The sequence below is a fragment of the Methanothrix harundinacea 6Ac genome (assembly GCF_000235565.1).
GTDB classification, from domain to species: Archaea; Halobacteriota; Methanosarcinia; order Methanotrichales; family Methanotrichaceae; genus Methanocrinis; species Methanocrinis harundinaceus.
The window spans coordinates 1,231,169-1,243,838 of the sequence record NC_017527.1; the positions used below are offsets into that span (position 1 = coordinate 1,231,169).

The 12,670-nt window shown below is 59.0% G+C and carries 11 protein-coding genes; 8 read left to right on the plus strand and 3 right to left on the minus strand.

The genetic code is table 11. The annotated features are described in order from the left end of the window. Positions 1-3 precede the first annotated feature (3 nt). The 3 genes from MHAR_RS05830 to MHAR_RS05840 all read left to right on the plus strand — a co-directional run bounded on the left by MHAR_RS05830 (position 4) and on the right by MHAR_RS05840 (position 2,595). Positions 4-288 (plus strand): DUF2098 domain-containing protein, encoded by a 285-nt coding sequence (locus MHAR_RS05830; protein WP_014586688.1) that lies wholly within the window; start codon positions 4-6, stop codon positions 286-288. Beyond that, complete coding sequence (locus MHAR_RS05835; RefSeq protein WP_014586689.1) at positions 263-1,357, plus strand: DUF2117 domain-containing protein; 1,095 nt, start codon at positions 263-265, stop codon at positions 1,355-1,357. Before MHAR_RS05830 ends, MHAR_RS05835 begins: the two co-directional genes overlap by 26 nt. Positions 1,358-1,464: 107 nt before the next feature. Beyond that, entirely contained in the window at positions 1,465-2,595 is a 1,131-nt protein-coding gene (locus tag MHAR_RS05840) for an RNA-guided endonuclease InsQ/TnpB family protein (protein WP_014586690.1), read from the plus strand. A 34-nt stretch (positions 2,596-2,629) separates the two neighbouring features. Here MHAR_RS05840 and MHAR_RS05845 read toward each other — a convergent pair whose 3' ends face one another. Beyond that, complete coding sequence (locus tag MHAR_RS05845) at positions 2,630-4,627, minus strand: SpoIIE family protein phosphatase (protein WP_014586691.1); 1,998 nt, start codon at positions 4,625-4,627, stop codon at positions 2,630-2,632. A gap of 375 nt (positions 4,628-5,002) precedes the next feature. Here MHAR_RS05845 and MHAR_RS05850 point away from each other — a divergent pair, with 375 nt between their 5' ends. From MHAR_RS05850 to larA, 4 genes are all read left to right on the plus strand, one after another. After that, positions 5,003-5,866 (plus strand): hypothetical protein, encoded by an 864-nt coding sequence (locus tag MHAR_RS05850; protein WP_014586692.1) that lies wholly within the window; start codon positions 5,003-5,005, stop codon positions 5,864-5,866. 77 nt (positions 5,867-5,943) lie between these two features. After that, positions 5,944-6,894 (plus strand): AAA family ATPase, encoded by a 951-nt coding sequence (locus tag MHAR_RS05855; RefSeq protein ID WP_048144863.1) that lies wholly within the window; start codon positions 5,944-5,946, stop codon positions 6,892-6,894. A 9-nt stretch (positions 6,895-6,903) separates the two neighbouring features. After that, complete coding sequence (locus MHAR_RS05860; RefSeq protein WP_014586694.1) at positions 6,904-7,761, plus strand: DUF58 domain-containing protein; 858 nt, start codon at positions 6,904-6,906, stop codon at positions 7,759-7,761. After that, entirely contained in the window at positions 7,762-8,979 is a 1,218-nt protein-coding gene (gene larA, locus MHAR_RS05865) for a nickel-dependent lactate racemase (RefSeq protein ID WP_014586695.1), read from the plus strand. It begins immediately after the preceding gene. Positions 8,980-9,490: 511 nt separating this feature from the next. Here larA and MHAR_RS05870 read toward each other — a convergent pair. Next, positions 9,491-10,435 carry an IS5 family transposase gene (locus tag MHAR_RS05870; protein ID WP_014586696.1) on the minus strand — a complete coding sequence of 315 codons (945 nt, stop codon included), beginning with the start codon at positions 10,433-10,435 and terminating at the stop codon, positions 9,491-9,493. A gap of 140 nt (positions 10,436-10,575) precedes the next feature. Between MHAR_RS05870 and MHAR_RS05875 the strand changes: the two genes are divergently transcribed. Next, a complete protein-coding gene (locus tag MHAR_RS05875; RefSeq protein WP_014586697.1) occupies positions 10,576-10,983 on the plus strand; it encodes a DUF1699 family protein in 408 nt (135 codons plus the stop codon). 212 nt (positions 10,984-11,195) lie between these two features. On the opposite strand, the gene MHAR_RS05880 is transcribed toward MHAR_RS05875, so the two are convergent. Next, positions 11,196-12,665, minus strand: coding sequence for a C45 family autoproteolytic acyltransferase/hydolase (locus tag MHAR_RS05880; protein ID WP_014586698.1), 1,470 nt, complete (start codon positions 12,663-12,665; stop codon positions 11,196-11,198). Positions 12,666-12,670: the final 5 nt, after the last annotated feature.

Sequence of the window (12,670 nt, forward strand, 5' to 3'; positions counted from 1 at the left end):
ATCATGGCAGAGGAGATCAGCGAGGGGAGCATCGTCAGGTACGCGGGGACCGGGACGGTGGGGATCGTGAAGGTCCTGAAGACCGAAGAGGACGGCGAAAGGTGGGCGCTCCTCGATTCTACGGGGCTCTACTACCACCTGAGCACCCTCCAGCCGATCGATAAGATGCCCGAGAGGAGGGGTATCGGCGGCCGGACGATGGCGGAGATGGAGGAGAGGATGAAGGCGGAAGAGGAGAGGATGAGGTCGGTGAAGATGGAGGATGAGAGCGTCGAGAGCGGCGGATGAGATTGGGGTCGTCGTCCACGGCCCCGAGGTCGTCGACTCCGGCCGGGCCAGGGAGGCCCTGGACCGGCTCGAGAGGATAGGATCGGTCACCGCCGTCCTCGGGGGGACGATGGGGAGGGTCGCCGTCATCGACGCCGCCCTGGAGGATAGGATCGACATATCGAGGCGGGAGACCCCGAGCCGGTCGGTCCAGCGGCTTATGCCCTCCGTCGACGTCGTAGTCCTCTTGAACTATGCCAAGACCGCGGAGACGGGCCTCGCCTTCGGGGCGATGGTGGCTGAGAGGGCGAAGCCCCATAAGCCCCTAATCCTGGCGGAGTATAGCGGCCCCTTCGCCTCCGTCCTGGCCGGCGGGGCGGGGGGGATCGCCGAGAGGATCGCTGGGGCCCTGGGGTTCCCGATGGTGGCGGCCCCTCAACCTCCGGGGATGACGGCATCCTCGGGCCGGACCGTCACCAGGACGATCTTCGGGGCCGTCCCCGGCGAGAACGTCTCCGTCAACGGGATCGTCATCGGCAGGGCCGAAGAGGAGAGGGTGACGATATCCGCGACCGACGGCAGGATCGTTCAGGTCCTGGGGGCTGAGGTGAAGGAGCACGGCCTCGAGAAGATCCCATCCGTCGACCTGGAGGCCGCCATCCTCAGGACTGGGGATGTGAGGCGGACGGAGGCTTCTGCGAGGAGGGTCCGCGAACCCGGCCGCGACGCCGTCCTCATCGATCACGCCGCCGAAGGCACCTTCGAGGCGGCCCGGGGGGCGGGGGTGGCGGTGACCGTCGGCGACGACACCACCGCCATCGCCGGGGAGGTCCTCGCCCGCCTCGGAATACCCCTGGTGGGGATCGTCGACGGCGACCTCGACATGCTCTGCCCCAGGACGGTGGCGCCGAAAGGGAGCTATATCCTCAGGGTCCGTCCCGGCTCCGACGACCTGGTGGGCCGACGGGTGCGGGAGGAGGTCTTCGGCGGAGGAGATCGGATCTCGATGGAGGGGCTGGACAACGAGGATCTGGTCGACCTCGTGAAGAGGGCGGCCGGCGAGGATCTCCGGTCCCTCCGCCGGTTATAAAAAAGGGGAGTGGAGAGGGGCGTTAAACCCCGGTCTTTAGGCCGGGGATGTAGAGCCCCTCGCCATTTATTCGAACCTATAAATAATATTAAGCAGTATAAACTGATATGCGCAAGTCGTTCAAGTACCCGATCTATCCTACCAAATCTCAGCAATCGAGGATGGAGCGGACGCTAGACTTGTGTAGATGGGTCTACAATCAAACCCTAGCATACCGGAAAGACGCTTGGGAGAAGGAAGGTAGATCAACCTCGAAATACGAGACCCATAACCTCCTCCCGGAATGGAAGGTGGAAAAGCCCGAACTGATCGAAGTCCACTCACAAGTTCTCCAGAATGTCCAGGAAAGGGTTGAACTGGCTTTTAAAGCGTTCTTCCGAAGGGTCAAATCGGGCGAGAAACCCGGCTATCCCCGGTTCCGAGGGCTCGGGTGGTATGATTCGTTCACCTATCCTCAGTCGGGATTCAAACTGTCTTTCGGGAAGCTTCGCCTCTCTAAAGTCGGAGATGTCAAGATCAAGCTCCACCGACCCATAGAAGGTAAGATCAAGAGGCTGACTATCCGCCGAACCTCGACCGGAAAGTGGTTTGCCTGCTTCTCAGTGGAGATCGACGATCCTCCTAAGCCTCCATGGAAAGATGGGTCGATGGTGGGCATTGACGTGGGGCTGGAGAGTTTCGCTACACTGTCCAACGGAGAGAAGATCGATAATCCCCGGTTCTTCCGATCTGAGGAGAAGGCATTAGCCAAAGCTCAGAGACGACTATCTAAATGCGAGAAGGGGACACCCGATAGGATGAAAGCCCTCAAGGTCGTCCAACGGATTCATGAGCGGATAGCTAACAAGAGATACTATTTTGCTCATCAGGTCAGTCACAACCTGGTCGAAAGGTTCGGGCTGATTGCTTTCGAGGATCTGAGCATCACGAAAATGCTTAATAATCACTGCCTGGCTAAAAGCATATCAGACGCTGCCTGGAGGATGCTAGTCACTATCATATCGTACAAGGCTGAAAGCGCCGGTTCGATAGTGGTTCTAGTAGATCCCAGGAACACAAGTCAGCTATGTTCCAGGTGCGGTCTTAAAGTCACGAAGTCGCTATCGGATCGGGTCCATGAATGTCCTCAATGCGGACTAATCATGGACCGTGACGAGAATGCGGCGATAAACATTTTGAGACTGGGGCTACAGTCTCTGCCAAAAGCTAGAAGCCCCGCCCTTCAGGGCGGGGAGTAGTCACGAACCGATCGATCCAGGAGTCCGGGGCGGCTCATCCGGACCTCTTAACTATCACGGCGACGGCATCGGGCCTCCCTCTGACGCCACCCATGTGATCCTCGATCCTCCTCTCCAGGTCCTTTGCTATCTGCTGAGCCGGCTTCTCCCGGTTCTCCTTCACCAGGGTTATCAGGCTCTCGGTCCCGAACCTCTCCCCGTCCCCGTCCTCCACCTCGATGAGGCCGTCGTTGTAGATGACGAGGACGTCCCCGGGGTCTATCATCCAACCCTCCATCTCCAGGTCGATGTGGTCGAGGGCTCCCATGGCTATCGCGCCGCCGACGAGGGTGTCGACGAAGCCGTCGGAGCTGACGATGAAGGGGGGGACGTGGCCGGCGTTGGCGTAGCTCAGGGCGTGGCTGGATAGGTCGAGGATCCCGCAGAAGCAGGATACCACCATCCCGTTTCTGACGTTCCCGACCAGGTTCTGGTTCGTCTCTCTGAGGGCCTTCGCCGGATCTCCAAGCCTCCGGGCAGCCGCCCTGATGTGGCTTCTGGTGACGGCCGCCGCCATGGCAGCGGAGAGCCCCTTCCCCGAGACCTCGGCCAGAACTACCATCGCCTTCCCTCCCTCCATCTCGAAGCCGTCGTAGAAGTGGCAGCACTCCCTACCTTCGGCCAGGGCCAGGATCGCCACCTCGAACCCCTCGATCTGGGGAACCCTCTCCGGGATGAGCAACCTCTGGACCTCGGCGATCACCTCCCCCGCCTTCTCAGACCTTCCCGCCGCGAGGGACCTCTCCTCCGACTCCGCTATCCGATCTTTGAGGCCGAGGGCCATCTCATCGAAGGCCTCCGCAAGCCTCCTAGCCCCCCTTGATCCGTCCCCCGCGATCCTCGCCTCCAGGTCCCCCCTCCCGACCTCCTCAAGCCCCCTCGCCACGGCCTCCAAGACCGGATCCGAGGCCCTCCGCCCCGCCCACCATCCTATGATCGCCCCCAGCAGGAGGGAGATGGCGGCTGCTCCTAGGGCCATCGGCCTGGATGGGCCGGGACCCCCTTCCCGCAGGGAGATCCCCATCCCGAAGCTCTCCCCTCGGAGGGCCTCGCCGGTCTCCAGGGCCAGGATCTCCGTATGCCCCGATATGCAGCGGAAGAGCTGATCGTAAGCGGAGGCCTTGGCTGCCGCTAGCTCCTGGTCTCCGGAGGCGACCCCCAGGCTCCAGCCGACGGAGGGGAGGGGGGCGTAGACGATCCTAGCGCTCCCCTTATCCAGCCGGACGAAGGCTGTCCCCTCCTCTCCCCGGACCATCGCCTCCGCCAGCTCTGCCAGCTCCGGGTTCTTCGAGTCGAGGAGGCTTCCTGGCTCCAGGATCTCGTCCCAGAGGAACCCCTCCGGGGTAGGCGGCTTCATCACCACCGCCCCCTGGCCGTCCAGAAGGAAGGGGTAACCAGAGGAGAAGTTCGCGAGGTCGAGGTCCATCTCCGCCAGGGATACGTCCATCCCCACCACCCCGCTCAGGTTCCCCTCCGCCGATATGGGGGTGGCGCAGGTGATGGAGATATCCCCCGTGGTCTGGCTCTGGTAGGGCTTCGTCCAGATCGTATCCCCGGCCCTCGCCGCCTCCAGGTACCAGGGACGTTCCCGGAAATCGAAGGGGGCGATCAGCTGGAGGGTCTCGGTGACGTCGGGCCAGAGGACCAGGACCCCATCGGAGGTTCCGATGTACCCTTGTTCGATCAGATCCTCCTCCTCCTGGACCATGATCCTCAGAACCCGGGAGGGGCCAGCGAGGGACTGGAGGGTCTCCTTCATATCCTCGGTGACCTTCTCCCAGTCGCCATCGGGAGCGATCCATATCCCGGCTGCCACAGCCTCTCCCGGGGCCTTCACCGCCGAGCTGCCGTTGACGTCGGTGCCTCCGACCCGAGCCCCGTCCCCGGCGATGGTGGAGGCGGCGCCCATCGCCGCAGGCACTACCAGCTGGGCTAGGAGGATCAGGGTCAGGAGCTGCCAGCTCAGCCTCGCCATCCCAGAAATCCCTCTCATCTCTCTCAGATATCCAGCGGGAGTCGCTTCCGGCTGGATCCGCGCCCTGAGTCGATCGTCAATTTATCCCCCACCTTTCTGGAGCTCTTCCTCCGGCCATCAGGCCGAAGGTTCACGGATAGGTCTTGTTCTTCAAAGGCTATAAACCTAATTCGACCGGCGTCAATCACCGGCCTCCAGGGACTGCAAGATCTACGAGATCACCACCCGGGACTTCCGGCTCTGGAGGGTCCTGGAGGGTCCGCTCCTAAGGACTAGCTGGGTCTACACCTTCTCCCCTCCCCGAAAGGGAGCATATCGTTATGCATACCTCCGGCTCCTAAGGCGATCCCCCTGAGGAAACTACTTATTACTAAGGGCTCTGAAGGGATCTCCGTGGACGGATCGTACGAGTTTCTGGAGGATCTGAGACGGCTATCTGCGGCCTACAGGCGGCTTGAGGGGGGGCTCTACCTCCTCAACTCCGGAATGATCGCCACCCTGATCTACATCGTCGCCCTGTACCTGGGGATACCCACCTTCTTCGGGTTCTACTGGCAGGGCTCCATCCTCGCCGCCGCCCCCGCCTTCGTCTCCCTAATCCTGGGGCTTCTGGGGGGAAAGGTCATCGACCGGAGGTCGAGGTACGACCTCTTCTCCCACCTCGACGAGGCGATCTCGGAGAAGACGAAGGCGGCCTACGACAACCGGGGCTCCGACTCGGTGGTGATGCAAAGCCTGGCCGAGGATGTCAAGAGGTGCCTCTCCACCGTCGGGGCCGCGGACCTGATGAACAGCCGCCGCCTCTACCTCGGGACGAGGAGCGTCCCCGCCTTCCAGGCGAAGGCCGGGGCCCTCCTCCTCCTCCTCGCTTCAGCGGCCGTCTTCGCTCATAGCCCGGGAGACGGTGCGCCGCCCCAGCCCTTCTCCTCCCTCTCCGACCTCCGGGATAGGGCGATGGCCCTCTTCGCCGATGAGGTGCTGCCGGAGGAGGCCGGGTCCAGCGCGGGGATCTCGGGGGAGATCTACGGTAAACCGTCCCTCGCCGTCCTGGAGGAGGTGAACCTGGAGCTGGTCTTGTATCCCGGCTCGACCGCGGGCTTCCGGTCTAGGGAGACCGACCCCGTAGACCGGTTCTTCACCATCTCGGAGCCCGGGGAGGGGGTGGCGGTGCCGACGGACCAGTACATCGAGAGCCTCCCGCCCCAGCACCGGGAGATCATCAAGAGGTACTTCGAGAACCTGGCGACGATCTCGTGAGGTGCATAGGGGGAAACGAGAAATAATAAATGAAAATATACAAAAAAGGATCTTTATACCTCACCGAGGGCGGAGAGATGAGAGACGATCTGATCAACATCTATAAGGACGCGCCAGCCATCTTCGAGACGATCAGAGAAGAGATCGGCAAAGTGGTGGTGGGCCAGAAGGCGGTGGTGGAGCAGATTCTGGTGGGTATCCTGGCCGGGGGGCACATCCTCCTGGAGAGCAACCCCGGCCTAGGAAAGACCCTCCTCGTCAAGACGATAGCCAGCACCACCGGCCTCCACTTCAGCAGGATCCAGTGCACCCCGGACCTGATGCCCGCAGACATCACCGGCACCACCCTGATCGAGGAGGTGGAGGGGAGCAAGCACTTCAGGTTCGAGGAGGGGCCGATCTTCGCCAACATCGTCCTCGCCGACGAGATCAACCGGGCCTCCCCCAGGACCCAGAGCGCCATGCTGGAGGCGATGCAGGAGAAGCAGGTGACCGTGGGAAAGAACACATACCGGCTTGAGGAGCCCTTCTTCGTCCTCGCTACCCAAAACCCCATCGAGATGGAGGGGACGTTCCCGCTCCCCGAGGCCCAGCTCGACCGGTTCCTCCTGAAGGTATTCATCGACTACCCGAGCCCGGAGGAGGAGTACCAGATCATGGAGAGGTACACCGGCCACGCCGAGCCGAAGGTGGAGAGGGTGATCACCCGCAGGGAGCTTCTATCCCTCCAGCAGCTTGTAAGGGACGTCCCCATCTCCGACGACCTGAAGAGGGCGGCGATAAAGGCCGTCGTCTCCTCCCGGAGCTGGGAGGGGGTCGAGTACGGCGCAAGCCCTCGGGCCTCCATCGGCCTCATCCTCGCCTCCAAGGCCCGGGCCCTCCTCTCCGGGAGGGACTACGTCGATCGGGCCGACCTGGAGGTGATGGCCCGCCCCATCTTCCGGCACAGGATCATCCTCACCTTCGACTCCGAGAGGAGGGGAGTCACGACCGACCAGGTGATCTCGGAGATCATGAAGGCGATCTGAGGGCCGCCGATGGATACGGAGTTTCTCGCTGAGCTGGACCGGTTCACCCTCCTCGTCCGAAAGAGGGTGTCGACCGCCTACACCGGGGCCCGGAGGTCGGTGAAGGTCGGCCGGGGGATCAGCCCCGTCGGCTACCGGGAGTATCGGAAGGGGGACGACTTCAAGTTCGTCGACTGGAAGGTCTACGCCAGGACTGAGAAGCTCTACGTCCGGGAGCACGAGGAGGAGAGGAGCCTCGCCGTCCACATCCTCCTGGACGCGAGCAGCAGCATGGCCTTCGGCGAGAAGTTCGCCTTCGCATCGAAGCTGGCGGTGGGGTTCGCCTACCTGGCTATAAAAGAGAACGAGAAGTTCTCCATCTCCAAGTTCGGGGAGATGCTGGAGCCTGGCGAGACGAAAGGTGGGCGGAGGAACCTCTTTTCTGCCATGGAGGACCTGGACAGGACCGCGCCCTCAGGGGGGACGGACTTTCGGAGGATGGCGGAGCAGTTCGACCTCACCATCAGGTCGACGAGCCTGGTGGTGGTGGTCTCCGACCTCCTCGAAGAGATCGAGAGCCTCGTCGCCGGGATCTACAAGCTCTCGGCCCACGACCTGATCCTGATCCAGGTTCTCGACCCGGCGGAGGCGGCCCTCGACTTCGAGGGGGACCTCCGGTTCGTCGATATGGAGTCGAAGGAGGCGGTGATGACCAGGGTGACGCCCAAGGTGAGAGAGGAGTACGCGGCGAGGATGGCGGCCCACGAAGCCCGGATCCGGGAGGCCTGCCATGCCGTCGGGGCCGACTTCTTCACCTATACCACCGCGAGGCCCATATTCGAGGCCTTCTCCGACGTTCATACCCGGGCCAAGGTCTGGAGGGCCTGAATGGACCTCGGGTACGGCTCCGGCCGGATCCGCCTCCCGGTGGACGGTGCCGAGGGTTTTGAGGTCGTCCTCCCGGAGGAGCGGCCCGGAGCCCCCGATGAGACGGGAGAGATCGAGAGGGCCCTCAACGTGCCGATCGGACCCGGCCTGGAGGATCTGGCCGGCTCCAGGAGGGCCGCCATCATGGCGAGCGACATAACGAGGCCCGCTCCGACCTCAAAGATCCTGCCTCCCCTGGTGCGGAGGCTTGAGGCCCTCGGCATATCCGAGATCGTCGTCGTCTTCGGCCTGGGGACCCATCGGAGGATGACCGTCGAGGAGATGGACAGGCTCCTGGGCAGCTCCGCCAGCCTCCCCTCCATCCAGCACGACAAGGACCGATGCATCCACCTTGGCGAGACGAGCCGGGGTACCCCGGTCGAGATCCTGGAGGAGGTGGCGGCATCCGACATCAAGATCGGGACGGGAAATATCGAGTACCACTACTATGCCGGCTACAGCGGCGGAGCGAAGGCCCTCCTCCCCGGCGTCAGCTCCGAGAGGTCGATCAACAAGAACCACGCCATGATGGCCGACCCCCGGGCGAAGTCCGGCCGCCTCGACAACCCCGTCCGCCTCGACATGGAGGAGGCGGCAAAAATTGGAGGCCTCGACCTGATCCTCAACGTCGTCCTCAACAGCAAGAAGGAGATCGTCCGGGCCGTCGGCGGCGACTTCGTAAAAGCCCACCGCGCGGGGGCCAAAGTCGTCGACGAGATGTACCAGAGGGCCGTCCGCCCCGCCGAGATCGTCGTCGCCTGCGCCGGCGGCCGTCCCAAGGACATAAACCTCTTCCAGGCCCAGAAGGCGATGGAGAACGCGAGGGAGGCGGTCCTCCCCGGAGGCTCCCTCATCCTCGTCGCCGAGTGCGCTGAAGGCCTCGGCCACCCCGTCTTCGAGCGGTGGGCGATGGAGGCAAAGTGCGCCGAGGACTGCGTCGAAAGGTTCGGCCGGGAGTACGAGTTCGGCGGCCACAAGGCCGCCCTCATCGCGAGGGACTCCCTGGAGATGGACCTGATCCTCGTCTCCTCCCTGAGGCCAAAGCTCGCGGAGATGGTCTTCTTCCGGCACGCGAACAGCCTCGAAGAGGCTCTGGCGATGGCCCGGGAGAGGCAGGGGCGGGATGCGAGGACGATCGTCATGCCCCACGGGGATCTGACGCTGGCTAAGCGAAAGTAGTAAAAATCAATCGAGGATTTTGATCAACCCCTGGCGGGTTGCCTCTCTTTAAATGCTCTTTAAATTGAGGTGACGGATTAGAGGGGCTTTTTAAAGTACTCAATCATATCAGGATTTATAAAATTTGTTTATGTCTTTTTAGTCTCTTCTAATATGGCTGATTTTCGACGCCAGGATTTCCACCATCCTTATGTTGAATTAAGCCATTTTGAATCCCTTAGTTTAGTTAATTCTTTCAGTAATTCGTCTCGTCTTTCAAGAACTTGTTTTACTTGAAGATACGAGAAATGATGGCCGCCATCTAGATCTTTATTTAACGTCTCCCAAAGGTGACCAGCATATTTCATCGATATATTATTATAATTTTTGATTTTATAATAATTTATGCTCGAGTATTCCTATTTACCATTGCCCATTCTTTAATTATCTCGGATCCGTCTCTTATTTTAGCTCGTTCTCCGCTCTTAATCGATTCTCGATCCTTTTCCTCGTTTTTCGTCGATAGCTACCGCTATTTTGAGACGATTTCAGCATTTTTAAGTGTACATAGCTGGTATAAGTCGAAAGCAAAGGCAGTGAATACCATTTTAACGTGAACTCTCGGGATCGTCGTTACCATTACATGCGCGCTTCGGAACACTCTTTTAATAACAGCAAACTGACGTTCGCCCGGAAATCTCAGTTTGCTAATCAAGCGGTTTCGCAGCTTATCGAGATCGCTTAGAGGATGACCCGCTGCTGCACGTTTCATTGTGAAGTCGTTTCCCTTAGCCTTCACACCGAAATATCCTTTGTCCCTGAGGACCACCTCTCCTTCAACCGATAGATCAACCCGACTATCGTGCACCGAAGCAGTTGTCGATTCGATGCTCCTTATCAGGCCGTAATCGATATCGACTTTAGAATGAAGTTTATAACCAAAATGGAGTTCCTCACCCTTCTTAGCCCAAGTTCCATCCCTGCTCCGACGAGTCCTAGCGGTCTCTCTTCTTGGTTTCTTTGAACCTCCTGGGTCGGCCTCTATAAACGTTGCATCCTGAATGGTTCCTCTTTTTACCTGAAGCCCTTTAAAATCGAGCTGTCTCTGGAGCTCTTCCCAAACGGACTCATCCTTTCCCGTCTGGGCCATCCGCTCGCGAAAAAGCCATATCGTCCTGGAATCGGGTATAGAATCAGGAAATCCTAAGAATTTCATAAAAGATATTCGATCCGAAATCTGCTTTTCAGTCTCGAGGTCGCTCAACCCGTACCACTGCTGGAGCAAAAGCACCTTGAGCATCAGGATAACATCAAAGTTCGGCCTTCCGCCTCGTTCGGTTTTATTATGATACATCTCTTCAAGAATTGGTCGAAATGGTTCCCACTCGATCAAGTTCGTTATCTTTGAAAGCCTATCGCCCAGCTTCTCTACGTTCTTGTAAGCTTCTCGAAGGCCCCAGGCAGTAAAAGAACTCATACACTATTCATGTATATATTAGTATATAATGTTTTCCATAGACATGCTAGGTTTTTAGGAATCCTCGTGTACATTAGCATATACTACAAATGTCTATTAATATCCAGTCCACATCTCGGCAATTGTAAAGGTGAAATCGCATGAAGATCAGAGTAGTGAGTCAAAGAAGTGAGATAGCCGATTTGAGCCCCAACGAGAGGATGGTCCACATAGCCTTCAGACCTTCCAACGTCGATCTTTTGGACCTCATCAAGGCGTGTCCCAGGCTGAGGGCGATCCAGGTACCTCCATCCTACAACAAGACCCTCTCCAAGGCCATCAGGCTATTCCTCCAGATGCAGGGGATCGACCTGCTCGAAGGAGATGTCTGGGGACACAGAAAGGACATCGACGAGTACTACATGGTCGACGAGGGCGCTATCGAGCGGATCGGCGACCTGATATCCAGCGGCGAGAGCATCGACGATGCCGTAGCTCAGGTCACGATGACCACCAGACTCTCTCCCGACATGATCAAGTACATAGCCAAGTCCAAGATGACCGCCTGAACTCTGATTCAGGCGTCCAAAACCCTTTCTGCGCCATCTTCTTCGTTTAAATTTGAGAACAGTTTAATATATTATCCGAACCGTTGAAGATTCCCTGCTGGGCTGAAGGCCGTTGAGGCGGTACACCGACCGCCCTTCTGCGGCTTATGCGATGAAATATCTGCCCAAAAAATGGAAGTGGAACCTTTAAGGCTCCTTTGAAACTTGCTAGATCAGTCCTGAGCAGCCCCAAATAACGTCCAGGGCTGGCCGGGCCTATCTTTCAGATAGCCGTTCAGATGGCTCCACTGAATGTGCTCGGTCAGGAACTCGGTGGCGTTGAACGGCATCCCGGCGGAGTTTCCCCATCTGGCCCAGAAGGAAAGATCCTTGGCCATGCTGCTGTCCATCACCTTTCCATCCACGGTTCCCCGGGGCTGGAAGGGCAAAGGTCGCCCCGGCTGGGAGATGTACTCCCTGGCGTCCAGCTCGTAGTGACCGTCTACTGTGCGAGAGCAGGGATTGTCCCTGTTGAGGTAAACGTCGTAATGGTCGGCCAATATGGCCTTCGCCACCTCAACGTCTATCTTGCCGTAATGCTCGTCCATCAGCTGAGCCAGCCTCACCTGACGTGCTCCCTGGTGCCTTCTGATGTCGGCGTAGCCGGTGTTGGAGCATTCGAGGTTTCGAATCCTGGGGTCCAGGGGAGCGTTGAAGCCGATGAAGCTTCCGTCCCTGGTCCTGGTGACGTTGTAGAACTCGAGGCCCAGCTCGTAACGCATGATCTCTCCGGTGTTGATGTCCCCCAATAGCCAGGTGTTGGCGTAGCCACCGTTATTGTTCTTCTTCATTATATCCACGAACTGGTCCAGACCTTCAGAGTACTGCATGGCTCTGCGGATCCGGAAGAACTCGGAAACTTCATCGGGGTCGTAGAGGCTGAAGCCTCCGATGGTGGTCTCAGTTCCCATCAGCCCGGCGTCCGTTACGAAGAAGTCGGCAAAGCTGTCGATGTAGCCGGGAGCTGACTGCATAAACATCCTATGTCCTTCCGACGGCTCAATGTCCAAGATCAAGTTGGAGAACTGGCCGAACTCGAATTCGTTCCAAGAGTTGTGAGCCATCACGATCCTGCCGTCTATGGTGGCGTTTCCGGTTGCGATGAATGCGCTGCAGTGATCTTTATCGTCCTTCTCCCCATCGGCGTATTTGCCCGATTTCTCGTTAGGCCACCAATAGTCGACGAGCTCTTCGTAGCCGTTCCAGGCGAGAATCTCCTGCCAGGATATGTTCACGTCGGCAGCCTGTGCCCCGTCTGCGATCCCTTTCATCTCATCCAAAAACTCCTGATACGTATCATTCTCTTCCATATCCTGATCGAGGACGAAGAGCCGCTCAGCGGCCTCCACGAAGAATTGCCATTCCTTTCCGGTATTCCAGTAGGTCAGATATTCCAGGCTCCTCTTGATCTCCCCTATCTCCTGGGCCATCAGGTATCCATGCTGAAATCCCCTGTCGTAAGGCTCGCCCTCAATGTGCAAGTATATCCAGCCGTTCTCTTCATATCGAGAGCCGTTGTTGTAGGTCACCACTTCGCCGGGCTCTGACTGGTCTGAGTTGTGATCATCGTCTGCTGTGACGAAGAACAGGCTCATAAAACCGACCGCTACCAGGACGATCACGTACAACTTTTTAAACTGCATCCTCG

What these genes read in the sequence shown, in the direction of transcription:
- MHAR_RS05830 (WP_014586688.1), top strand. Translation starts at nt 4, where the DNA reads ATGGCAGAGGAGATCAGCGAGGGGAGCATCGTCAGGTACGCGGGGACC.
- MHAR_RS05835 (WP_014586689.1), top strand. Translation starts at nt 263, where the DNA reads ATGAGAGCGTCGAGAGCGGCGGATGAGATTGGGGTCGTCGTCCACGGC.
- MHAR_RS05840 (WP_014586690.1), top strand. Translation starts at nt 1,465, where the DNA reads ATGCGCAAGTCGTTCAAGTACCCGATCTATCCTACCAAATCTCAGCAA.
- MHAR_RS05845 (WP_014586691.1), bottom strand. Translation starts at nt 4,627, where the DNA reads ATGAGAGGGATTTCTGGGATGGCGAGGCTGAGCTGGCAGCTCCTGACC.
- MHAR_RS05855 (WP_048144863.1), top strand. Translation starts at nt 5,944, where the DNA reads ATGAGAGACGATCTGATCAACATCTATAAGGACGCGCCAGCCATCTTC.
- MHAR_RS05860 (WP_014586694.1), top strand. Translation starts at nt 6,904, where the DNA reads ATGGATACGGAGTTTCTCGCTGAGCTGGACCGGTTCACCCTCCTCGTC.
- larA (WP_014586695.1), top strand. Translation starts at nt 7,762, where the DNA reads ATGGACCTCGGGTACGGCTCCGGCCGGATCCGCCTCCCGGTGGACGGT.
- MHAR_RS05870 (WP_014586696.1), bottom strand. Translation starts at nt 10,435, where the DNA reads ATGAGTTCTTTTACTGCCTGGGGCCTTCGAGAAGCTTACAAGAACGTA.
- MHAR_RS05875 (WP_014586697.1), top strand. Translation starts at nt 10,576, where the DNA reads ATGAAGATCAGAGTAGTGAGTCAAAGAAGTGAGATAGCCGATTTGAGC.
- MHAR_RS05880 (WP_014586698.1), bottom strand. Translation starts at nt 12,665, where the DNA reads ATGCAGTTTAAAAAGTTGTACGTGATCGTCCTGGTAGCGGTCGGTTTT.